Origin of the sequence: Hungatella sp. SL.1.14 (assembly GCF_024460495.1) — a bacterium.
GTDB lineage: Bacteria > Bacillota > Clostridia > Lachnospirales > Lachnospiraceae > Hungatella > Hungatella hathewayi.
In genome coordinates, this window is the sequence record NZ_JANFYJ010000011.1 from 37,356 (window position 1) to 61,344 (window position 23,989).

21 protein-coding genes are annotated in these 23,989 nt (G+C 50.8%); 16 read left to right on the plus strand and 5 right to left on the minus strand.

Translation table 11 applies throughout. From position 1 onward, the window contains the following. The first annotated feature begins 43 nt into the window (after positions 1-43). From NE473_RS13395 to NE473_RS13430, 8 genes are all read left to right on the plus strand, one after another. Complete coding sequence (locus NE473_RS13395; RefSeq protein WP_055649982.1) at positions 44-907, plus strand: PhzF family phenazine biosynthesis protein; 864 nt, start codon at positions 44-46, stop codon at positions 905-907. 52 nt (positions 908-959) lie between these two features. Beyond that, a complete protein-coding gene (locus NE473_RS13400; protein WP_055649859.1) occupies positions 960-1,649 on the plus strand; it encodes a hypothetical protein in 690 nt (229 codons plus the stop codon). A 99-nt stretch (positions 1,650-1,748) separates the two neighbouring features. Then, positions 1,749-2,264, plus strand: coding sequence for a GH25 family lysozyme (locus NE473_RS13405; protein WP_055649860.1), 516 nt, complete (start codon positions 1,749-1,751; stop codon positions 2,262-2,264). 98 nt (positions 2,265-2,362) lie between these two features. After that, the gene (locus NE473_RS13410) at positions 2,363-2,923 is read left to right on the plus strand and encodes an RNA 2'-phosphotransferase (protein WP_055649861.1); all 561 of its coding nucleotides are present in this window, start codon (positions 2,363-2,365) and stop codon (positions 2,921-2,923) included. A gap of 13 nt (positions 2,924-2,936) precedes the next feature. Beyond that, positions 2,937-3,818 (plus strand): SDR family oxidoreductase, encoded by an 882-nt coding sequence (locus NE473_RS13415; protein WP_055649862.1) that lies wholly within the window; start codon positions 2,937-2,939, stop codon positions 3,816-3,818. Positions 3,819-4,098: 280 nt separating this feature from the next. After that, a complete protein-coding gene (locus tag NE473_RS13420) occupies positions 4,099-4,863 on the plus strand; it encodes an FAD binding domain-containing protein (protein ID WP_055649863.1) in 765 nt (254 codons plus the stop codon). A 3-nt stretch (positions 4,864-4,866) separates the two neighbouring features. Then, positions 4,867-5,328, plus strand: a complete 462-nt coding sequence (locus NE473_RS13425) for a (2Fe-2S)-binding protein (protein WP_006770775.1) — start codon at positions 4,867-4,869, stop codon at positions 5,326-5,328. An 8-nt stretch (positions 5,329-5,336) separates the two neighbouring features. Continuing rightward, positions 5,337-7,613: a xanthine dehydrogenase family protein molybdopterin-binding subunit gene (locus NE473_RS13430; protein WP_055649983.1), complete on the plus strand. Its 2,277-nt coding sequence runs from the start codon at positions 5,337-5,339 to the stop codon at positions 7,611-7,613. A gap of 195 nt (positions 7,614-7,808) precedes the next feature. Here the strand turns inward: NE473_RS13430 and NE473_RS13435 are convergent, their stop codons facing one another. From NE473_RS13435 to NE473_RS13450, 4 genes are all read right to left on the minus strand, one after another. Beyond that, the gene (locus NE473_RS13435) at positions 7,809-8,714 is read right to left on the minus strand and encodes a glycine betaine ABC transporter substrate-binding protein (RefSeq protein ID WP_070102779.1); all 906 of its coding nucleotides are present in this window, start codon (positions 8,712-8,714) and stop codon (positions 7,809-7,811) included. Between the two features lie 81 nt (positions 8,715-8,795). Then, positions 8,796-9,518, minus strand: coding sequence for an ATP-binding cassette domain-containing protein (locus NE473_RS13440; RefSeq protein WP_006770780.1), 723 nt, complete (start codon positions 9,516-9,518; stop codon positions 8,796-8,798). A gap of 28 nt (positions 9,519-9,546) precedes the next feature. Continuing rightward, positions 9,547-10,191: an ABC transporter permease gene (locus NE473_RS13445; RefSeq protein ID WP_006770781.1), complete on the minus strand. Its 645-nt coding sequence runs from the start codon at positions 10,189-10,191 to the stop codon at positions 9,547-9,549. Between the two features lie 190 nt (positions 10,192-10,381). Continuing rightward, positions 10,382-11,800 carry a cell wall-binding protein gene (locus tag NE473_RS13450; protein WP_006770782.1) on the minus strand — a complete coding sequence of 473 codons (1,419 nt, stop codon included), beginning with the start codon at positions 11,798-11,800 and terminating at the stop codon, positions 10,382-10,384. 381 nt (positions 11,801-12,181) lie between these two features. Here NE473_RS13450 and NE473_RS13455 point away from each other — a divergent pair, with 381 nt between their 5' ends. The 7 genes from NE473_RS13455 to NE473_RS13485 all read left to right on the plus strand — a co-directional run bounded on the left by NE473_RS13455 (position 12,182) and on the right by NE473_RS13485 (position 18,453). Then, positions 12,182-14,080, plus strand: a complete 1,899-nt coding sequence (locus NE473_RS13455; RefSeq protein WP_055649865.1) for a BglG family transcription antiterminator — start codon at positions 12,182-12,184, stop codon at positions 14,078-14,080. Continuing rightward, the gene (locus NE473_RS13460; RefSeq protein WP_006770786.1) at positions 14,074-14,526 is read left to right on the plus strand and encodes a PTS sugar transporter subunit IIA; all 453 of its coding nucleotides are present in this window, start codon (positions 14,074-14,076) and stop codon (positions 14,524-14,526) included. The genes NE473_RS13455 and NE473_RS13460 overlap by 7 nt, the downstream gene beginning before the upstream one ends. Beyond that, positions 14,523-14,786, plus strand: coding sequence for a PTS sugar transporter subunit IIB (locus NE473_RS13465; RefSeq protein ID WP_006770787.1), 264 nt, complete (start codon positions 14,523-14,525; stop codon positions 14,784-14,786). Before NE473_RS13460 ends, NE473_RS13465 begins: the two co-directional genes overlap by 4 nt. Before the next feature lie 41 nt (positions 14,787-14,827). Then, positions 14,828-16,111, plus strand: a complete 1,284-nt coding sequence (gene ulaA / locus NE473_RS13470) for a PTS ascorbate transporter subunit IIC (protein ID WP_006770788.1) — start codon at positions 14,828-14,830, stop codon at positions 16,109-16,111. Between the two features lie 71 nt (positions 16,112-16,182). Further along, the gene (locus NE473_RS13475) at positions 16,183-17,100 is read left to right on the plus strand and encodes a phosphotriesterase family protein (RefSeq protein ID WP_055649866.1); all 918 of its coding nucleotides are present in this window, start codon (positions 16,183-16,185) and stop codon (positions 17,098-17,100) included. 11 nt (positions 17,101-17,111) lie between these two features. Next, complete coding sequence (locus NE473_RS13480) at positions 17,112-17,732, plus strand: bifunctional 4-hydroxy-2-oxoglutarate aldolase/2-dehydro-3-deoxy-phosphogluconate aldolase (protein WP_055649867.1); 621 nt, start codon at positions 17,112-17,114, stop codon at positions 17,730-17,732. 4 nt (positions 17,733-17,736) lie between these two features. Continuing rightward, complete coding sequence (locus NE473_RS13485) at positions 17,737-18,453, plus strand: creatininase family protein (RefSeq protein WP_055649868.1); 717 nt, start codon at positions 17,737-17,739, stop codon at positions 18,451-18,453. 69 nt (positions 18,454-18,522) lie between these two features. Here the strand turns inward: NE473_RS13485 and NE473_RS13490 are convergent, their stop codons facing one another. After that, positions 18,523-22,773, minus strand: a complete 4,251-nt coding sequence (locus NE473_RS13490) for a 2-hydroxyacyl-CoA dehydratase (protein WP_055649869.1) — start codon at positions 22,771-22,773, stop codon at positions 18,523-18,525. A gap of 269 nt (positions 22,774-23,042) precedes the next feature. Between NE473_RS13490 and NE473_RS13495 the strand changes: the two genes are divergently transcribed. After that, positions 23,043-23,984 carry a magnesium transporter CorA family protein gene (locus tag NE473_RS13495; protein WP_006770799.1) on the plus strand — a complete coding sequence of 314 codons (942 nt, stop codon included), beginning with the start codon at positions 23,043-23,045 and terminating at the stop codon, positions 23,982-23,984. Positions 23,985-23,989: the final 5 nt, after the last annotated feature.

Below are 23,989 nucleotides of genomic sequence, written 5' to 3' on the forward strand. Positions count from 1 at the left end.
GGCTGCGTATTCAGCACAGTGTTTTAACGAGAGGGAAAGGATTATGCATTTCATAGATGTCTGCGTTGCAAGTGCATTCAGCAAAAACAACAGGGGAGGCAATCAGGCCGGTGTAGTATTACAGGGAGCCAGTTTAAACAGGAAAGAAAAAATGAGGACAGCACATCAGCTGGGATACTCTGAAACCGCCTTCCTTTCTCAGTCAGAGCTGGCAGATTACAAATTGGAATATTTTACACCGACGGGGGAAGTTCCATTGTGTGGACATGCGACAATTGCAGCGTTTGTTGTTTTAAATTATTTCGGACAGTTGAAAAAGTGTGAGTATACGATAGAGACGAAGTCAGGAATATTGAGCATAGCAGTTAAAGACGGCGGGGTAATTTTTATGCAGCAGAATACCCCGGAATTTTACGAAACGCTGGAATTGGCTGACGTTGTGGACTGTCTCGGTTTCAACGCAGACACCGCTCCCGGGAATCTGCCTGTTCAGATTGTATCAACAGGTTTAAGGGATATCATCGTTCCGGTTGAGAATCCGTTGGTATTGGAGACTATGGTTCCTGATTTTGCTGCTGTATCAAAACTCAGCCAGAAATGGAACTGCGTTGGGATTCATGCATTTTCTCTTGTGGAAGATGGAAAACTAACTGCTGTATGCAGAAATTTTGCACCCCTGTATGGAATTGACGAGGAATCTGCAACCGGAACTTCCTGTTGTGCGCTGGCCTGTTATCTGTATCAATACGGGGTGAAGCGAAATCAGTATGTGTTTGAACAGGGACACAGCTTAAATCGTATATCGGAACTGTATGTTTCTGTGAATGCCGGCGATGATACTGTTGACGGCGTTTGGATAGGCGGTTGCGGATATCTGGAATCACTGAAAACGATTGAAGTGGAATGAAAATGGGATTGATGCGGCGGGAAGGTGAATACTCCCGGGAAAGGAAACGGATATGGCAGCAGGTTTCATGCTTACGGTAACACTCTGTCTTCTGATTCTGTCTGCCGCTGTGTTGTTTGTCTTGATACAGCTTGTGAAACGGCGCGCAGCTGCGGCGATTGAGGATATTATGGGAGTGGAGGAAGGTGAATGTGTCCCCAAACTGGAACAGGTACGGCTTCTGAAAGAATTGGGGATATCCATTGTTCCGGAAGAGGGGGAACAGGAGTTTATCCTTGGGCTGACACCTTCTGAAAATGAGTATCTGGCCAGTCATCCGTACTACGGCTTCTGTATTCTGGCCGGAAGCAGGAATGCTCTGAACTGTGTCTTCTCCACCGGAGACAGGGAATGCATCTACCAGTGGGATTCTTATGGAAAGATTTTAAAGGGACTTAAGGCAGTTTCCGGACTGCCGTTTGAGGAAATCAGCGGAATGGAGCGTTATGCGGTTACATTCCGGCTAAACGGACGTGATTACAGTTGGAAGGCCAGGAAGAACGGTGACTGGATGGATACCGGAATGGCAGGATATTTAAACCGGATTCTGGACCGGCAGAACTGTTTTGGAGACCGGAGGTTTTATCTGGATAACAGCCATGAAGCGCCATTGTATTTATATGCCTCCGGAGCCATGGCGGACGAGGTTAACAGGAAAACAGGCCTTAAGTTCCGGCCGGCACGGACGGCTCATTCCCACTAAGGCAAAAGAGGAGGATGGAAGTGGGATCAGAAAAATCCGACACAGCAGAGATGGAATATGGAATGGTTAAGAGCAGAAGAATAAAAAAACGGTTAAAACTTGCAGGAGCGGTTTGCGGAGAACTGGGAAGCGGCGAAAAAGACGGAACTGAGGATCGGCGCATACCATTTTTTCAGTTTTGACAGCCCCGGAGAGAGTCAGCTGAAACATTTTACTGAGACAGTACCGGCCTTTGATAAAATGCTGCCTCCGGTGGTCGACTTCGAATTTTATGGCGATAAGAAAGTTAATCCTCCTGATCAAGAGGCGGTTTGTACACAGCTGGAGGTGATGCTGCAAGGGCTTGAAGCGTATTATGGCGTAAAACCGGTGATCTATGCGACGGAAGATACTTTGCAGTTTTATCTGGAAGGGCGATTTGAGGAGTATCCCCTCTGGATCAGAAACGTGGTAAAGAAGCCGGATACCGGTAACCGCGACTGGCTGTTCTGGCAGTATACGAACCGGAAGCGGCTGGATGGATACGAGGGAGATGAGACGTATATCGATGTCAATGTGTTTTGCGGCAGCCGGGCCGATTGGGAGCTCTGGTCAGGGAATTTTAAAATGGAGTGAAATTTACAGGATGGGCTGTGAATGTTTCCGCTATGAGCCGCAGTCCGGCAGCGACGGCCGGTATCAGACGGTTCTGGAAGTACAGGAGAGAGTAAGCAATGGATAAGAAAAACGATAAAATGAAGAAAATGAGTGTATTTTTAAGTCTGGTTCTCCGTCATCAGCCCGATGCGGTCGGCATTACGCTGGATGAACACGGATGGGCTGATGTGGAGGCACTGATCGAGGGATTTCAGAAGACGGGAAGGCCTCTGGATCTGGAGATGCTGAAGGAGATTGTGAGGACGGATGAAAAGGGGCGTTACAGCATGAGTGAGGATGGAACGCTGATCCGGGCAAATCAGGGACACAGTATTCCGGTGGATGTGGAGCTTAAGGAAACCAAACCGCCCAAAGTGCTGTTTCATGGAACAGCAGAGCGATTTCTTCCCTCCATTATGACACAGGGATTAAAATCCATGAGCCGGCTGTATGTCCATTTGTCGGCGGATTATGATACCGCGGTAAAGGTTGGGAAAAGGCATGGAAAACCGGTGGTACTGAGCGTCGATGCGGAAAGAATGGCGAGAGACGGAGCGGTATTTTATCTGTCTGAAAACGGGGTGTGGCTGACCGGACCGGTGGACAGCAGATATCTGGAAGTCATGGCCGGAGAATGAAGAAGGAGACAACATGGAGAGATGGATGGTGACAGGAACAAACGGATTTTTAGGCTCCAGGATTATGGAATATTATCAGGATAAATACGAAATAACAGGGGCAAACCACGGAAATCTGGATATCACGGACGAGGGGGCGGTGACGTCATTTGTGAAGAAGGCCAGGCCGCGGCTGGTCATTCATTGCGCGGCCATATCCAATACCGGAACGTGCCAGGAAAATCCGGGGTTATCGGAGGCTGTCAACGTGAAAGGGGCCGTGAATCTGGCCAGAGCATGCCGGGAGACGGGAAGCTGTCTGATTTTTATGAGTTCGGATCAGATCTATGCGGGAAACCGGACCATGGAACCGGGGAAAGAGGAGAATACTCCGGAACCGGTCAATGTATACGGCCTTCACAAGCGGCAGGCTGAGGACGAAATCATGGCAATACTCCCGGAGGCAGTGTGTCTCCGCCTGCCGTGGATGTATGATTTCCCGTGGCGGGGGTTAAAGAGCAACAGCAATCTTCTGGGAAATCTGCTGAAGTCGCTGATTCATAACCGTCCACTGACGCTTCCTGTTTATGATTACCGGGGAATTACCTGGGCCATGGAGGTCGTGAAGCATGTGGAAGCGGCGGGAGCACTGCCCGGCGGTGTCTATAATTTTGGAGGAGGCAATACGCTTTCCACGTATGAGACGGCGGGAAAGGTGCTGTTGATGGTGACAGAAGGGGAGGACAGAAGCGGACTTCTCATTCCGGACCGGGAACGGTATGCCGGACAGCCCAGGAATCTTCTGATGGATACGGAAAAAATACGCGGCTTCGGGATTATATTTCCAGATACGGTGGAAGGATTTCAGAGATGTTTTGAGGAGAGTCCGGAATATATGCTGGGGATGATCCGGTAGCAGGACAATGGCTTTGCGCGGGAAAAAGGCAGCAGGACGGCGATGAGGGCAGGCGCTGGCGGAAAAGTGACTGAACATCACGGTGAATCCTCATGGAAAAGTCAAAAAATGTAGAAAAACAGCGGAAAACAGAAGAATTGATTGTCAAAGCCGGAGAGAGTATGATATACTTTTTGCGGCTTTGTGTCTGTGGGTCGTAAGACAGCGCGAAGCCGGATGCGGAATATTGCATTGTGAAGCTGCAAAAGAGGGAAAGCTTTGGAGTCAGGAGGAAATTCTGGTGGTAAGGTTTAAAAATTACGTAAAGGCAGGAAGCCTTTCAGAGGCCTACGAACTGAATCAGAAAAAGAGCAGTATTGTAGGCGGCGGTATGATGTGGCTGAAGCTTCAGAACCGCGTGAAAATGACACTGATCGATTTGTCGGGACTGGGGCTCGATACGATCGAGGATACGGAAGAGGAATTCCGGATCGGCTGCATGTGCACTCTGCGCATGCTGGAGACACATGAAGGACTGAATACATATTTTCAGGGAGTTTTTAAGGAGTGCACGCGGGCGATCGTGGGCGTTCAGTTTCGGAACGGGGCGACTGTCGGAGGCAGTGTGTTCGGAAGATTTGGCTTTTCCGATATCATGACCTGTCTGATGGCGCTCGATACGTATGTGGAGCTCTATCAGGGCGGTGTCGTGTCCCTGAAAGAGTTTAACCACATGAAATACGACCGCGATATTCTGGTGCGCATTATCATAAAGAAAGACGGCAGAAGGGCTGCTTACGCGGCTCAGAGGCGGTCTGGGACTGATTTTCCGCTGATTGCCTGCTGTGTGGCGGAAAAAGAGGGGACATGGTACGTATCGGCAGGAGCCAGGCCTTCCAGAGCGGAGGTGGTGGAAGCCGCGGCAGTGGACGGAAGAGTGGACTGCCGCGCTGTGGCGGAGCGTTTCCGGTTCGGAGACAATACGAGAGGAAGCGCCGAATACCGGAAGCATCTGACGGAAGTTTACACAGGGCGGCTGATCAAGCTGCTCGGAGGGGAGGTATAGACCGTGGAGATAGAATTTACGTTAAATGGAAAAGTGACCTATGCGGAGATTAAGGACGATACGTCCCTCTTCGATTTACTCAGGGCCAAAGGGTGCTACAGTGTAAAATGCGGCTGTGAGACGGAAAACTGCGGCCTGTGCACCGTTCTGGTCGATGGGAAATCGGTGCTCTCCTGCTCCATGCTGGCGGCCCGTGTGAATGACCGGGATGTGGTGACGCTGGAAGGCGTTCAGAAGGAAGCGGAAGAGTTTGGAATGTTTCTGGCCGGAGAGGGAGCAGAACAGTGTGGATTCTGCAGCCCGGGCCTGATCATGAATGTGCTTGCAATGGAAAAGGAACTGAACCATCCGGGAGAGGACGAGATCAAAGAGTATCTGGCAGGCAATCTCTGCCGGTGCAGTGGTTATATGGGGCAGATGAGGGCCATCAGAAAGTATCTGGCGAGGGGAGGAGAAGCGAGATGAATATGGAAATGCATGCGGTAAATTCCCCCGTTATCAAGGTGGATGCAAAGGCGCTGGTAACAGGTAAGCCTGTCTATACGGATGATTTAGCGCCGAAGGACAGCCTGATTGTCAAGGTGCTTCGGAGTCCTCACGCTCATGCGCTGATTCGGGAAATCGATGTGAAGGCTGCCTCCGAGGTGGACGGGATCGCCTGTGTACTGACTTATAAGGATGTGCCGGATCAGCGTTTTACCATGGCGGGGCAGACGTATCCGGAGCCCAGCCCCTATGACAGGCTGATTCTGGATCAGAGGCTGCGTTTTGCAGGCGATGCGGCTGCGATCGTGGCGGGAGAGACAGAGGAGGCGGTGGACCGCGCTCTCCGCCTGATTAAGGTGGAATATGAGGTGCTGGAACCTGTTCTCGACTTCCGGCAGGCAAAGGACAGTGAGATTCTGGTTCATCCGGAGGATAACTGGAAGAGTCTCTGCCCGGTAGGCGCGGATAACAGACGCAATCTGTGTGCCTGCGGCGGCGAGGAAAACGGCGATGTGGACGGCACACTGGAGAAATGCGAGGTTGTGATCGACCGCGTCTATCATACCAAGGCGAATCAGCAGGCGATGATGGAGACGTTCCGTGCATATACGTATCTGGATACATACGGCCGCTTAAATGTGGTGGCCTCCACCCAGATTCCGTTTCATGTGAGAAGAATTCTTGCCCATGCGCTCGACATTCCCAAATCCATGGTGCGTGTGATCAAGCCGAGAATCGGAGGCGGATTCGGAGCGAAGCAGACCGTGGTGGCGGAAGTTTACCCGGCGATCGTGACGATGAAGACGGGAAGGGCGGCAAAGATGGTCTATACCCGCTATGAATCGCAGATCGCCTCATCTCCGCGCCATGAGATGGAGATTCATGTACGTCTGGGGGCGGACGCGGAAGGAACGATCAAGGCGATTGATGTCTACACTTTATCCAATACGGGTGCGTATGGAGAACACGGTCCGACAACGGTAGGCCTTTCCGGCCATAAATCCATTCCGCTTTACCGGACTCCGGAAGCGTTCCGGTTCCGTTACGATGTGGTCTATACGAATGTCATGTCCTCCGGTGCTTACCGCGGATATGGAGCGACACAGGGAATATTTGCAGTGGAATCAGCGGTTAATGAACTCGCTGCCGCGCTTCACATGGACCCGGTGGCACTGCGGGAGAAGAACATGGTGAAGGAAGGCGACGTAATGCCTGCCTACTACGGAGAGAAGTTAAACAGCTGTGCGTTGGACCGCTGTATGGCGAGAGCGAAGGAAATGATCGGATGGGATCAGAAATTCCCGCGTGTGGACATGGGAAATGGTAAGGTTCGCGGAGTCGGCGTCGCCATGGCCATGCAGGGCTCATCCATTTCCAATGTCGATGTGGGCTCTGTAGAAATCCGCGTGAATGATGACGGTTTCTATACCCTGATGATCGGGGCTTCCGATATGGGGACCGGTTGTGACACGATTCTTGCGCAGATGGCAGCAGACTGTCTGGAATGTGACATGGATCAGATCGTCGTGCACGGTACTGATACAGACGTATCCCCCTATGATTCCGGCTCTTATGCCTCCAGTACTACGTATCTGACTGGTATGGCGGTGGTGCGGGCCTGTGAGGAATTGAGACGGAAAATTGTGGATAAAGGCGCGGAATATTTGAACTGCTGTGGAGAAACACTGGAATTTGACGGTAAACGGGTTTATCAGCCGGATGGAGAGTTGGAAATATCCTTAAAAGATATCGGAAACCGCGTTATGTGCTTTAATGAGAAAATGCTGTCAGCCGGTTACACCCACACATCTCCGGTATCCCCGCCTCCGTTCATGGTGGGAATGGCCGAGGTGGAAGTCGATACGGAGACGGGAGACGTCAGGCTGATTGATTATGCGGCCGTCGTTGACTGCGGAACCGTGATTAATCCGAATCTGGCCAGAGTTCAGACGGAGGGCGGAATCGCCCAGGGAATCGGCATGGCGCTCTATGAGGATATTACCTATACAGAGAAGGGAAGACTGATTGAGAATTCTCTCATGCAGTATAAGCTTCCGACCAGACTCGATGTGGGGAATGTCCGGGTGGAATTTGAGAGCAGCTATGAGCCGACCGGCCCGTTTGGAGCGAAGTCCATCGGTGAGATTGTGATTAATACTCCGTCACCGGCCATCGCAGGCGCGGTGGCGAATGCGGTGGGCGTGCAGATACGGGAGCTGCCGATTACTGCTGAAAAGGTGTATAAAGGAATGCGTGAATTGTAAAATAAAAGAGAAGCCGGGGCGGAATATGAGAGGTTTTCCATGTTCCGGCCCGGTTTTTTGATTTTATTTTTGAAAAGTATGGCATGGAAATTTTCCGGTATCATAAAATCTGGTATGTGGCAAAAGGCAGCTTCAGTGTCAAAAACCCCGCCGTTAACGGCGGGGTTTTTGACTGATGATTGTGAATTCCTGAGTCTAGTTTAAAAGTCCTTTTTCTGTTAAAAAGTCTTTCGCAACCTCTTTTTCATCCTTCTGTTCTACTTCCACAGCATAGTTCATGGCGCGCATCTCATCGTCGGAGATCTGGCCGGTCAGCTTTTCCAGGGTTTCGCTCAGTTTTGGATATTTCTTTAAGGTATCCTGGCGGACTACAGTGGCGCCGTAATAAGTGGCGAAAATATGCTGGTCATCTTCAAGCAGGGATACATCAGCCACACTTAACTGGGCATCGGTGGTGTACGCATTGGTGACATCGATCTGCTTGTCGGCCATGGCCGTGTACTTTAAGGCGATATCGATATCCTTGACATCCTTAAAATTCATGTTATAGGCGGAAGCAAGATAGTTAAATCCATCTTCCCGTTCCATGTAGTCGGGATTCCCGCCGAATACCAGCTGATCGGATGCAGCAGCCAGATCCGAGAAGGTCTTAAGGGAATACTGGTCGGCAGCTTCCTTTCTGACAGCCAGGACGTAGGAATTCTGGAAGCCGTAGAGGCCGGTCCAGTGAAGCCCCATCTCTTCATAGCCCTTCTGGAGATTCGCGTAAAGAACATCGGGATCGTTCTCCTGTTCCTTCTTTAATACGGTGAGCCAGCCGGTTCCCGTGTATTCCGGATATAAATCAAAATCACCCTTTAACAGCGCCGGCTGAATGTTGGTGGTTCCGCCGCCGACCCCTTTGGTAATCTCTACTTTTACACCGAGATCATGCTCGATTAACTGGCCGATAATCTCGGTCAGAACATACTGCTCCGTCATGGGCTTGGATGCGATCTTTATGGTCCCCTGTTCCTTTTTTGCGCATCCGCCGAGAGACAGCGCCGCGATGGCTGCGGTACCTATGACTGCTGCAGCAGCTATTTTTTTCCATTTTTTCATTTCTGGATCCTCCTGTGATCGTTCTGTCATTTCTGCCCCTCAAGACTCACGGGGGCTCTATATAAACGCAGCGGCCTTTCCCTAACCGGCTACCAGCCGGCGGACAAAGTCCGTTGCAGGATGTTCTAAAAGTTCGGTGGGAGACCCGTCCTGAATGATGTTTCCGTGATCCATGACGAGGACACGGCTGCCAAGCTTTAATGCTTCCTTGATATCGTGTGTGACAAAGACGATGGTTCCGCCCAGTTCCTCGTGGATTCGAAGGATCTCCTCCTGAAGACGCCTGCGGGTGATCTCATCGACTGCGCCGAAGGGCTCGTCCATCAGGATGATCTTCGGTGAATTCATCAGCGCCCTGGCGATGCCCACTCTCTGACGCTGACCGCCGGACAGCTCGCTGGGATAGCGCTTCAGCATATCCGTATCCAGACCAACCGTCCCGGCAAGCTGCCGGGCACGGGCGGCGATGGCTGCTTTGTCCGGAGACTTATAGAGATTCGGTACGTAGCTGATATTCTTTTCAATCGTCATGTGGGGGAAGAGGCCGATCTCCTGGATGACGTAGCCGATGCCGCGACGGAGTTCATTGATATCCGTCCGGGATATATCCGTGCCGTTGATGGTCACGGTTCCCTGCTCCGGTGTCAGCAGGCCGTTCATCAGCTTCAGCGCAGTGGTCTTGCCGCAGCCGGAGCTGCCGATCATGGTTAAAAATGTGCCCTGTTCCACACTTAAGTTAAAATGTTCCAGGATCCTGTTGGGTCCATAGGACATGGTGATATCCTTTAATTCGATGACGTTCATACGATAATCCTCCTTACGGCCATCTCCTTTATGGAGCCAGATGCCACTTCTTCCGAATATGACGTTCAATATAAGCCACCAGCTGATCGGAGGCCAGTGCCACGATGGCGATTAAGATACTGCCGGCATACGTCATGGCGGCGTTGTTCGTGGTGATGCCGCGGTAGATGGCCACCCCTAAGCCGCCTGCCCCGATGTAGGAGGCGATACCGCTGAGTGAAATCGTCATGACTACCATACTGCGGAGTCCCGCTACGATGACAGGAAGCGCCAGCGGAAGCTTGACCTTGTAAAGAATCTGCCAGGGCGTGCTTCCCATGCCCTTTGCCACCTCGATGGTGGAGGCTTCAATAGTGGTGATGCCGGTGTAGGTGTTCCGGACCATGGGCAGCAGCCCGTAGATGGTAAGCGCGATGGTGGCCGTCTTATTGCCGATGCCGGTAAACGGGATTAAAAAGCCCAGCATGGAGATGGAGGGAATCGTATAGGCCACGTTGATGATCCCGATGATCCATGTGGCGAATTTCCTGTGTTCACTGATTAAAATACCGAGAAACAGGCCGATGGTACCCGAAATAAGAATCGCTGTCGATGCAATCTTTATATGCTGGAGAATCAGCTCCTGGAAGAACGGCCAGCGTTCCACATAGAGAGAAAAAATTCCGTGAATCATGAGATAGACCTCCGTTTGTCGTTGGTATGAGTCCTGTATGCAGCAGAACACACGTTCTAAGTATTATACTACAAAAGTGGTGGGGAAGCAACCAGATTCTGGAAAAAATAACAGGATGAAAAATGAGGTCTGCCGGATTGGCAGACCCCGTTTCTATTTAGAAAAGAGTGCTTGTGATGGCGGAATTTCGTTATTCTTTTTCATAACCTTCATAGGTGACAATACCCTGCTTATTGGTGCTGAAGTACTTGTCGTCACCGTTCTTTAAGTTCTTTTTGCCTTTGGCAAGTTTTCCGGAGGTACCGATTAAGTAATCCTTGCCGTCATATTCGACAACTTCGTATTTTGCGTCACGGTCAGCCTTCAGCAGGCGGCCCTTGATGTAGATGGAATCGTCGTAGATACCGTTGTAGCCGGCGCCCTTGTCACTGCCGGACTTGCGGAAGTTGTAGGTGTATTTCTCACCGTCGATATCGATCGTGGTCTTGCCGGTAGCCATAACGCCTTCCTTAGGAGAATCTCCGAAGTAGTAAACGTCACGCTCGTCGTCGGTATCCGGAAGGTCGCTTTCTGACTCGATCTCTTCATAGGTCTCGATCTTCTTGTTGTCATCGAAGGTCAGCATATAGAGGCCGTGAAGCATTTCGCCCTTTTCGTTGAATGCGTAGCGGTAATTGTTGATTGTCTTAATCTGGCTCTTAACGAGTTCGCCGTTATTCTGGGCGTAGAACCAGTATTCGGTGCCGTCGTCGTAAGCTTCAGGATCTACTTCGACGCCTGGGATAGTCTTAAACCAGCCCTTTGCCAGCCAGCACTGCTCAGGCAGGTTGTAATATAAGTTGCTTCCGCTTGCAGCTGAGGTAGAAGCCTTGGCGTACCATTCAGATTCTGCCGCACCGTTTTCGTTGAAGCGGTACTTGAGACCGTTGATGGTTTTTGTGGTCTCTTTTGTTTTCTTGCCGTTAGAGCCGAAGTAGAACCAGTAGGTTCCGTTGAAATTATCGTCTTCCGTGTCGGGATCCTCTACTTCCTGCAGGCTCCATGCGTTGATGACCTGCGCACCGTCGTCAGAGTTGCCGCAGTAGTATACGCCCTCTCTCCATGCATCATCACCGGTGATTCGTTCGGAATCCTCGCCGACCCAGCCGAAGAGCATTCTTCCTTCTGAGTCAAATGCATATTTTTTCCATTCTCCATTGGCCTTGCGGATCGACTTAAACGAGGTCTTTCCGGAACTGGAGGCCTTGTAGGCTTTTCCATTGTTCTGGAAGTAATACCAGTAGGTATCCGGTGAATCTTCCTCTTCATAATCAGAAGCGATTTCACGCCATTCGTTGGAAACCATGGCGCCTACGGAGTTGACGTAGTAATAGTTGTCGTCATCCTCAATCAGGCTGCTTTTTGCCATGTCTCCGTTGGAGTCGAGATAAAACCAGTTGTCACCCGACTTCTTCCAGGAATCGGTAACTCTGTTTCCGCTGGAATCTAAATAGACCCAGTTGTCGCCTTCCATGGACCAGCCCTGGGCTGCGAATGCTGTCATAGATGCGCCTATGGTTAAGAGCGCGGCAGCGCATGGAATAATCCATTTTTTCATCTGTCTCTTCATAAATTAATTTCCCCTTTCAAATGAAAATCATATCCTTTCATCAGCGCTCCTGCTGATAACACGACTTTAAACCATGGACTTACTCCAAGGTCAAGCGGAGTAAAAAAGGCGTAAGAATGCGTAAGAAAATAAGAGAAAATTAAGGGAAATGAAGCTTGACACTGGAGCTGCTCCATCGTTTAAAATAAATGTTTTTTCTTTCTTCCTGCCGGTCTGGTTCCAGAATTCTCTCCATAAAATTCTAGTTCCTTTGTGTTAAGATAGATTTATAATCATGATGTCACTTACTAACCGTCATTTGTTGAAATCGACATCTTATTGTCAGATTATTATAATAATGATACAGGAGACAGGCAGGGCTGCAACAGAGAGGAAAATAATATGTACACAAAAACATTTCAGGTTGTCCAATACCTGGCAGACACTCTGGAGAGTTATGTCACCTCCGGACAGCTGGGAGCCCATCTTGGAGTCAGCAGCAGGATGATTCTTCGCTATATCAAAGAAGCAGAAGCTCTGGGAAAGGAAAACGGTTTTGAAATCCGTTCCTATAAGGGAAGGGGGTATCAGATAAAAATTACAGATCAGGCGCGCTGCCGGACATTTTTTAAGGATATGGGAAGCCATGCAGGCAGTCAGGGGGATGAGCTGATTCGTGAAATGGTGAGACGTATCCTGATCAGTGACGGATGCAAGATGGAGGAGCTGGAAGAGCTGTTTCATTACAGCCGGTCCAGTATGTCCAGAATTACAACGCTGTCGAATTCCTATCTGGAGAATTTCGGCCTGGAGCTGTTCAGTAAAGCCTATACGGGACTCTACATCAGCGGAAATGAAATCAGCATCCGGGACTGCATGTATCATCTGCTGGAGAAGGCAGGGGATGAAAAGATCTGGGACTCTCTGGACATCCGGGAAGTACCGGAGAAAGACATCAGAAAATGGATCGGCAGATGCCTAAAAAAATACGGAATATCCGCAAAGGAAAAGGAAGAACAACAGTTTTTCAAATACCTGGCCATCACCATCAAGCGAATCTCTCTCGGAAAGGAGATTTATTTCGGCTATCTGGCTCATCTGGACGGAAAAGAACCGTTTAAGGAGCAAATGAAGACGACGCGATTTCTGCTGAAGAAGTACTTTCCGAAAAACAGGCTGGAAGGGGAGTGCATGTATTTAACCCTGATCTGGATGCAGACCCTTGGCGGAAACTGCCGGTTCAACCAGATTGATGAACACAATCTCATGTTTTTCCATGGCCTGGTTATGAAGGGGATGAAAAAAATCCGGAATAACTACGGTGTGGATTTGAGCGGCGATGAAGCGCTGGTCAACGGTCTGATCCTCCATGTGGCATCCAGCTACGGGAAGTATCTGGTACATATGGAGACGGAGAATCCGTTCTATGAGGAACTTCAGAAAATATACCCCACTGCTTACTACTATGCCATTGAACTGGCGGAATGTATTACGGAGTATACAAAACAGAATCTCTCTGTTGGAGAACTGGGATTTCTCACCATGTATTTTGCGTCTTCCCTGGAGCAGGAGAATAAAATCCGTAAGTTTAAGACCGCTTTCATCAGTGAAACCATGCCGGGAGCGGCACGCCTCTTAAAGAGCCGGCTGGAACAGATCTATGCCGGACTGGAAGTCCTGGACATCGGAGAGGCAGGGGAAGGAAATGCGCTGCCGGAGGAGGCGGATTTTTATATCACGATGCTTCCCACCGGCAGGGAGAACGTCCTGGGAAAGGAAGTGGTTACCGTCAGTCCGTTTCTGAATGAAAAGGACCAGATGAGGATCAATGCGGCCCTGACGCGGTTGAAAAGGAGCGGTAGTCTGGAATCCCTGTGCGGGAGGGACAGCTTTTTTCTGTGGGATAAGCCTGTAAGAAAAAAAGGAGTGCTTACGAGAATCTGTGATCTGATGATTGAGCAGGGGAGGCTTAAGGAAGAAGAAAAGAATGCCGTTATGAAGCGGGAAAGTCTGGTATCGACAGAGATATCGCCGTTTGCGGCGCTGCCTCACTGCCTGATTGACGGAGAGAGCTTTTTTGTATTCGTACTGATGAAAAACCCTGTTCCATGGGGAAAGGCCAATGTGAAGCTTGTGATTCTGGGCTGCTTTAAAAGAGGAGATGAAAAAATCAAGGAAGTGCTGGAACGGTTGTTCCTGATGGTATCGGATGAACAGTGGATCAATAAACTGGCCGGCAGTAAATGCTATGAAGAATTTGTTACATATTTAAAGGAATTTGATGGAGGGTACTTATGCTGACAGACATATTGACAAAGGACGTAGTCCGGCTGGATGTGGAAGGACTTACAACACCGGAGGAAGTAATTCATTTTAGCGGTCAGCTATTAGTGAACAGCGGGAAAGTGAAGGAAACTTATATTGTAAAAATGGAAGAGGCATTCCATGACCTGGGTCCATATATGGTTATGGCACCGGGCATTGCAATGCCTCATGCGAGACCATCGGGAGATGTGTCTGAGCCCTGCATCAGCTTCATCAGGCTCAAAGATCCTGTATCGTTTCATCACCCCTTTAATGATCCGGTAAAACTTGTATTTACACTGGGCGGTGTGGAAAATGACAGCCATCTGGCGTTACTTCAGGAACTGGGGAGATTTCTGGAGGATGATAAGGTCAGAGAACGTCTTTTAACAATCACTTCCTATGAGGAACTGGAAAAATTAACCGAAAAGGAGAGTTTATGAGAGTTATAACAGTGTGTGGAATGGGATTTGGAACCAGCCTTATGCTTCTGATGACCATAAAGGATATCGGGAAGAAGCATCATGTGACAGTGGAAGGGGAAGCAGTGGATTTAGGCTCTTATAAAGGAAAGACCTGTGATCTGATTGCGGCTTCCTCGGAGATCGCGAAACAGATCGTGGCCGATGTGCCCGTTCTGCCGGTTACAAATTTACTTGATAAAAAGGGGATTGAGGAATTGATTCTTCCTTATATGAAATAACCTGTGAAATGACTGCGGAAAGATAAAAGGAGAAGAACAGTATGATAAAATTTTTAGTTGATTTCTTAAGCCAGCCTACGGTTGTATTAGGCCTTGTAGCGATGATCGGTCTGATCGCCATGAAAAACAGCGTATCAGACGTTATTTCAGGAACCTTTAAGACAATTTTGGGATTTCTGATACTGAGCGCGGGATCAAATGTCATTGTGGGGGCCCTGGTTCCGTTCAGTTCCATGTTTAACAGTGCTTTCGGCATGGCGGGGATCGTGCCCGAGGATAATTCCCTGGTAGCAGCAGTACAGACAGTATTGGGATTTGAGACTCCTCTCATCATGTTGTTCTCATTCTTAATCAACCTGCTGCTGGCGCGTATTACGCCCTTTAAGTACATTTTCCTGACTGGCCACATGATGTTTTCCTTTGCGGGAACTATGGCAATCGTTCTGGACCAGATGGGGATCCGGGGCTGGGAGGCTGTGGCCATCGGCTCAGTCGTCCAGGGAATTTCCATGATTGTATTTCCGGCTATTGCCCAGCCATTTGTCAGAAAGATTTTAAAGACGGATGAAGTGGCGTTTGGCTTCTGGGGAAGCTCCCTTGTCTGTCTCAGTGGATTTGTCGGCGGCCTGTTCGGGAAAAAAGACCGTGACCCGGAGCAGGATACGTGGGAAAAGGTCCATGTATCCGAAAAATTTAATTTTCTGAAGGACATGTCAATTCTTATGGCTATTGTCATGATTGTCGTGTACATCCTGACCGCACTGATTGCAGGCCGCGAGACGGTGACGGCGCTGTCCGGCGGACAGAACTACATCATCTATACCCTGATCCAGGCTCTCACCTTTGTGGCGGGCGTACTCGTCCTCTTACAGGGGGTCCGCATGTTCTTAGGTGAAATTATTCCCGCATTTAAGGGCATCAGTGAGAAGCTGGTTCCCGGAGCCAGACCGGCTCTCGACATCCCGATTTTCTACAGCGTCGGACCGATGGCGACCACGGTTGGTTTCCTGGCGGCGATGGTGGGCGGTATCATCAGCACCATGATTACGACCAGGATGAACGTAGTCGTGCTTCCGGGAGTGATCGGCCTCTTCTTCATGGGCGGCGCGGCAGGCGTGTTCGGCGATAAATTAGGCGGCAAAAAGGGCGCTGTGGCAGCAGGCCTCTTCCTCGGTGTTTTCTTCACGCTGATTGTGGCGGCTGCATACCCCTTCGTCAATGTAGGTGCTTACGGAGTGGAAGGCTTATGGTTTGCTTCGACGGATGCCATTATTGTGTCGGTGCTGATGCGCCTTGTGGGCATGGTGTTTGGAGTCCCGCTGTAATTTAGAACGCAGTACTGCTGTATGGAAAGAACTTAAATTTGGAAAAAAGGACTTGGAAAGAAGGTCGCAGAATGGAAAAATTTGCAAGAACAGTTTTAGGTGACATAAAGGGAGAGGATATGGGATTTACTTATCCTCATGAGCATCTCCACGCGGTTCCGCCGCCATGCCAGAAGGACAGGGATTTAGAGCTGAGCAGCTATGAAAACAGCGTGCAGGAGCTGTTTCATTTCAAGGAAGTCGGGGGAAGCACCCTGGTGGAGGCCTCTACGCTGGACTATGGCAGAGACTTAAAGGTTCTGAAACGGATGGCACAGGAGACAGGGGTCCATATTATCGCAACCACTGGTTTCAATAAGCATATCTACTACCCGCCGTGGGTGGCGGAAACGTCTATGGAAGAGATCGCGGGCATGCTGGCAAAGGATGTGATGGAAGGGGGCGACGGATCGGATGCGAGAGCCGGCTTCATCAAAATCGGCACTTATTACAATATGATTCATCCGCTGGAGAAGAAGACGGCAATTGCGGCGGCAACCGCCCAGAAACTCTGCAATGCACCGATCTGGGGCCATACGGAGGCCGGCACCATGGGAATGGAGGTGCTGGACATCCTGGAAAATGAGGGCGTGGATTTAACCACTGTGGCCCTGGGCCATCTGGACCGCAATCCGGACGAGTACTATCTTCTTAAGCTGGCCGACCGGGGAATCTATATTCAGTTTGACGGACCCGGAAAGGTGAAATACCATCCCGATTCCACGAGAGTAGCCCTCATCCGCTCCCTGATCGGGCATGGTTACGGCAGGCAGCTGCTGATATCCGGAGATATGGGACGCGCCTCCTATTTAGAGGCTTACGGCGGAGGTCCGGGATTCCGCTTTATCAGGACAAAATTTATCGCCCGTCTTCTGGACGAGGGAATCAGCCAGCAGGATATTGACACGATCTTTATCGAGAACCCGAAACGGTGGCTGGCCGTATTTTAAGGAGGACGCACATGATTGAATCTATAAGGCTCATGGCAATTATCCGGGATGTGGAGCCCGTTTATGCGGCTCCGATTGCAGAGACGCTGTTGAGTGAAGGAATCACCGGTATTGAAGTATCCTTAAGCGACCCGGAAAAGGGATTTGGCTGCATCGAGCAGATTCAGAAGAAGTATTCACCGGGCGGAATCTGCTTAGGGGCAGGGACGGTTACAAAGAAAGAGGAGGTGGACCGGCTGGCGGCCATGAAAATCCCTTTCTTTTTAACGCCGGGCTACGATGACGATCTGGTGGCTTACGGCCTTTCAAAGGGGCTGGAGGTTCTGCCCGGTGTTCTGACGCCGGGAGACGTCCAGAAGGCGCTTAACAGAGGCGTCAGGCGTCTCAAGCTGTTTCCGGCCGATGCCTTTGGAATGTCTTATATTAAAAGTCTGAAGGGACCTTTTCCGCAGGCAGAGTTTGTGGCTGTGGGAGGTGTGAATGAGACTAATGTGTCCCAGTTTCTGAAGGCAGGTTTTGTCGGCGCGGCCGCCGGCAGCAATCTGGTGCCAAGAGGAGCGGCAGATGGGGATCTGGAGCTGATCCGGCAGAAAGCCCGGCTGTACGTCCAGGCAATGAAAAGGGAGGTATAAAGCGATGGCATTTATCGTCCAGAATATGACCTGGCCCATGGTGAAAGAACGGCTGGAGGTGTGTTCCACCGCCATCGTACCCATAGGCTCCACGGAACAGCACGGCTATCACCTCCCTCTGGGAACCGACGTTTTCCTGGCGGAACATCTGGCACGGCTCATATCCGACCGTACCGGGGCGCTGGTATTTCCAACACTCAATTTCGGCTACTCCTGGGTATGGCGCGACCGGATTGGCACCGTATCCCTTCCTCAGGACCATTTGCAGCTTGTTTTAAAGGACATCGTGAAATCCGTGGAGCGGTACGGCGTGACGAAACTCGTCTTTTTAAACGGCCACGAGGCCAACGGCGCTTCCATGAAGTATGCGATCCGCGATATTCAGGATGATACCCCGGTAAAAGTTCTGGGAATGTTTTATCCTGGACTGCAGGCCATTTACGACAAATATATGGAGAGTCCCACCTGGGGAGGCATGTTCCATGCCTGCGAATTTGAGACGTCACTCATGCTGTCTGCCAGGGAGGAGCTGGTCCACATGGACTTAGCTCAGGCCGAGTATCCGGACAGGCCGCCCCTTTACGGGATGGACAATACCTCCATCGGCGACTTGAGTGTGTCCGGTACATACGGCGATCCCACGGCAGCGGCCAAGGATAAGGGGGACCGCATGTTTGAGGAGTTTGCCGCGAAAGCAGCGGAACTGATTACCGGGCAATAAAGAATAAGATGTGTAGCATCGAAAAAAAAGGCTGCAGCAGGGATTAAAAACTCTGCTGCGGCCTTCTTTTTATTTCGTATCCTGCACCCGCATATTCTTCTGCGCAGTAGACAGCATCAATTTAATTCTGTTTAACTGATTCACTTCACTCGCGCCGGGGTCGTAGTCCACAGCGATGATGTTGGAATTCGGATATGCCTTTCTGAGCTCTTTGATGACGCCCTTACCTACAATATGGTTCGGGAGGCACCCAAATGGCTGCGTGCAGACGATGTTGCCGACGCCGCTGTGGATAAGCTCCAGCATCTCTCCGGTTAAGAACCAGCCTTCGCCGGTCTGGTTGCCGATGGAGACGAAGTCTTTGGCCATTTCCGCCAGGTTCGCAATCCGGGCGGGGGCGGTAAAGTGTTTGCTCTTCATCAGCTCCCTGCGGGCGGCCTTGCGGAAATACTCCAGAAGGGAGATGCCCATGTTGCAGAGGCTGGCGCTCGATTTTTTTCCGCCTAAGTTGGCTGCCTTAAAGTTGCTGTTGTAGAAGCAGTATAACAGGAAGTCCATCAGATCGGGCATTACGGCCTCGGCACCCTCAGATTCCAGCAGCTCCACGATGTGGTTGTTGGCCAGCGGTGAGAACTTGACGAGGATTTCCCCGACGATTCCCACCTTCGGCTTCTGAAGTCCTGATATCCTGGGCAGCTCATCGAAATCCCGTACGATTCCCGAAATATTGCGGGAAAACTCCATCATGTTCGGAACGCGCTTCGATAAGGATTTGATGCACCGCGCCTTCCATTTCTGGTGAAGCGCATTGGCGGAGCCGGGCTCCTTCTCGTATGGCCTTGTGGCATAGAGCACCCTCATGAAAATGTCGCCGTAGACCACAGCCTGCATGGCTTTAGTAAGCAGCGGCAGCGTGATGGAAAAGCCGGGGTTCGTCTCCATGCCGTTGGCATTGACGGAGATGACCGGAATCTGTCCCATTCCGGCGCGCTCTAAGGCACGGCGGATAAAGCCGATATAGTTGGACGCGCGGCAGCCGCCTCCGGTCTGGCTCATGAAAATGGCCGTATGGTCTAAATCGTATTTGCCGGACAGCAGGGCGTCCATGATCTGGCCGACCACGATTAAGGACGGGTAGCAGGCGTCGTTGTTGACGTACTTTAATCCTGTGTCGATGGCGGAACGGTTGTCATTCTGCAGGACCTCCACTTGATAGCCGAAGGAGCGGATGGCCGGTTCGATTAAGTCAAAATGAATCGGCGACATCTGCGGGCAGAGGATGGTGTAGTCCTTCTTCATGTCCTTCGTAAACGTGATGCGGTGGTAGGCGCTGGAAACCACCTTCCGCTCATAGTGCTTCTTATCGCGTACGCGCAGGGCGGCAATGAGAGAGCGGATACGGATTCTGGCGGCCCCCAGGTTGTTGACCTCGTCGATCTTGAGCACTGTATAGATCTTTCCGGAGCCGGTTAAGATATCATTTACCTGGTCCGTGGTGACGGCATCGAGGCCGCATCCGAAGGAGTTTAACTGGATCAAATCCAGGTTATTCTGCGATTTTACGTAGCTTGCGGCGCGGTAGAGTCTGGTATGGTACATCCACTGGTCAGTGACCACCAAAGGCCGTTCGATCTCACCCAATTGGGAGATGGAGTCTTCTGTCAGAACCGCAAATCCGTAGGAGGTGATCAGTTCCGGGATACCGTGGTTGATCTCCGGGTCCACATGGTAGGGACGGCCCGCCAGTACGATGCCGCGGCGGTCGTTTTCTTTCATCCACTGAAGTGTTTCCTCGCCCTTTTTCTCCATGTCCCGGCGGGAAGCAAGAAGCTCCTCCCACGCCTTGTGGGCGGCTTCCTTCACCTCATCGGCGGGAATCTGGAACTCTTCGTTAAAGACTTCAATCAGCCGCTTCGTCAGCACCTCTTCGTTGGTAAACGCCATAAAAGGATTGAGGAAACGAACGTTTTCCGTATCCAGCTCCTCCACGTTGTTTTTGATATTCTCGGCGTAGGACGTGACGATCGGACAGTTGAAATGGTTGCCGGCGTCAGGCGTCTCATTGCGCTCGTAGGGAATGCAGGGATAAAAAATCGTCTTAATCCCCTGCTTGATCAGCCATTCGATATGGCCGTGGGTGATCTTGGCCGGGTAGCATTCCGATTCGCTGGGGATAGATTCGATTCCCAGTTCGTATATTTTCCTGGTGGACTGCGGAGAAAGGACCGTGCGGAACTTCAGCTCCTTTAAAAAGACAGCCCAGAAGGGGTAGTTTTCATACATGTTGAGTACCCGGGGGATTCCCAGGACGCCTCTGGAGGCTAAATCCGCGCTCAGCGGCTCGTAGTCGAACATGCGGTGATTCTTGTAATCAAACAAGTTTGGGATTTCCCTCTTGGCGCGCTCCTTGCCTAACCCTCTTTCACAGCGGTTGCCGGTGATGAACTGCCGCCCGCCGTCGAACCGGTTGATCGTCAGAACGCAGCTGTTGGTGCAGCCCTTGCAGCGCGTCATGGAGGTCTCGTAGTGGAGACTTAAAATCTTTTCCATACTCAGCATGGACGTGGCTTTCGTCTCATCGTACCGTTCCCTGGCAATCAGCGCAGCTCCGAAGGCGCCCATGATGCCCGCAATGTCGGGTCGTACCGCGTTGCACTCAGCGATCTTCTCAAAACTTCGTAATACTGCGTCATTGTAAAAGGTGCCGCCCTGAACGACGACGTGTTCTCCTAAATCGGAGGCGCTGGTGATCTTGATTACCTTAAATAAGGCGTTCTTGATGACAGAGTAGGCGAGACCGGCGGAAATGTCGGCCACGGACGCCCCTTCCTTCTGCGCCTGCTTTACGTTGGAGTTCATGAACACGGTACAGCGGGTTCCAAGATCCGTGGGATTCTTTGCGAAAAGCGCTTCCTTTGCAAAGTCTTCCACACTGAAATTCAGGGAATTGGCAAATGTCTCGATGAAGGAGCCGCAGCCGGAGGAGCAGGCCTCATTTAACTGGACGCTGTCCACGGTGCCGTTTTTGATGCGGATGCACTTCATATCCTGGCCGCCGATATCCAGAATGCAGTCTACGTCCGGCTCGAAAAATGCCGCGGCGTAGTAGTGGGAGATGGTCTCCACTTCCCCCTCGTCTAACAGGAATGCGGCCTTTAACAGCGCCTCGCCGTACCCGGTAGAACAGGAGTATACGATCCGGCTGTCTGCGGGAAGACGGCTGTTTATCTCACCCATGGCGCGAATTGCCGTGGCCAGCGGGCTTCCGTTGTTGCTGCTGTAAAAGCTGTAGAGGAGTGTTCCATCCTCACCGACTAAAGCCACCTTGGTAGTGGTGGAACCGGCGTCGATTCCCAGGAAGCATTTCCCGTGGTAGGAGGACAGATCACTCTTTGTCACGCAGTGGTTCTCGTGACGCTTTGTGAATTCATCGTAGTCCGCCTGGTCCGCAAACAGCGGCTCCATGCGCTTTACCTCGAATTCCATCCGGATTCCGGAGGATAAACGGGTGATCAGTTCTTCCATGGACAGAAGCGCGCCGCGCTCTTCTGCGTTTAAGGCCGCGCCGATGGCGGCAAATAAATGGGAATTCTCAGGGGCGATAATCGCATCTCCGCTTAAGTGCAGCGTGCGGATAAATGCCTTCCGGAGCTCCGGCAGGAAATGAAGCGGACCTCCTAAAAATGCCACATTGCCTCGGATGGGCTTTCCGCAGGCCAGGCCGCTGATGGTCTGATTCACCACCGCCTGAAAGATCGAGGCGGCCAAGTCTTCCCTGGTAGCGCCCTCGTTGATGAGAGGCTGGATATCAGACTTTGCGAAAACGCCGCAGCGGGCCGCAATCGGGTAGATCGCTTTGTAATCCGCCGCGTATTCATTCAGTCCGGCAGCATCCGTCTGCAGGAGCGCAGCCATCTGGTCAATAAAAGAACCGGTGCCGCCTGCGCAGATTCCGTTCATACGCTGGTCAATGCCTCCGGTAAAATAGATGATTTTTGCATCTTCTCCGCCAAGTTCGATTGCAACATCGGTCTGTGGGGCATAATCAGTAAGAGAAGCGGCTACCGCAACGACTTCCTGAATGAATGGAATCTCCAGGTGCTTCGACAGCGTAAGGCCGCCGGAGCCGGTAATGGCAGGCCGCAAGTCCATGGGACCGAGTAAATCGCAGGCTTTTTTCAAGAGGGCTGCCAGAGTTTCCTGTATATTGGCAAAATGCCGTTCGTAATCAGCGAACAATATGTGATGATCACCGTCCAGTATTGCAATCTTAACGGTGGTAGAACCGATATCGATTCCTAGCGTGTTATATGTATTCATATGCGCGGGGATTCTCCCCTGCCTCCTTTGTGTATAAGTAAGTTGTCGGTCACTGTTCACGGAGTAAACAGTAACAGTTGTCGGGCTCACCGCACCCAGTTTAACATAAAATAAGAAATAATACAATCGCAGCTCTGTGTTAAAAAGTGTTAAAATATAGTAAAATTTGTGTAAGATCGCCAAATCTGTTTAAAGTTCGTTTGACAAAAAAGGGATCGGACTCTATAATGTATAAGTCTAAGTATGCCAAATAAAGGGGGAAGTAGCTCATGATTCGTATTTTTAAAACAGAGAACGGTCTGATTCACCAGAAGGATGAACTGTCACCAGGATCCTGGATCGCGCTTACCAACCCGACGGCAACGGAGATTCTGGAGATTGCCAATACGTACGGGATCGATCCCGATGATTTAAGGGCGCCTCTGGATGAGGAAGAGCGTTCCCGTATTGAAACTGAGGATAATTACACCCTGATTCTGGTGGATATTCCCAGCATTGAGGAACGAAACGACAAGGACTGGTATGTGACGATCCCCATGGGCATCATCACAACGGAAGAGGTCATCATCACGGTCTGCCTGGAAGAGACACCGGTACTGGGGGCGTTTATGGACGGCCGTGTGAGAGATTTCCATACGTATATGAAGACCAGGTTCATTCTGCAGGTACTGTATAAAAACGCATCGCTTTTCCTTCAATATTTAAGGATTATTGATAAGAAGAGCGGCGTGATCGAGGAAAAGCTGCATCAGTCCACGAAAAACCGGGAACTCATCGAGCTTCTGGAGCTGGAGAAGAGCCTTGTATACTTCACGACCTCCTTACGGTCCAATGAAGTCGTCCTGGAAAAACTGATGAGAAACGAGAAAATCAAGAAGTATCCGGAGGACACGGATCTTCTGGAGGACGTTATCATCGAGAACAAGCAGGCCATCGAGATGGCCAACATTTACAGCGGAATTTTAAGCGGCACCATGGATGCATTTGCTTCCGTCATTTCCAACAACTTAAATATCGTCATGAAATTCCTGGCGACCATCACCATCGTCATGTCCATACCGACCATGGTGGCCAGCTTCTACGGAATGAACGTGAACTCAAGGGGAATGCCGTTTGCGGACAGTCCTTACGGATTTGTCATTGTCATGGGATTTACGCTGGTGCTGACGCTGATCGTAGCCTGGATCTTTTCCAAAAAAGATCTGTTCTGATCTGT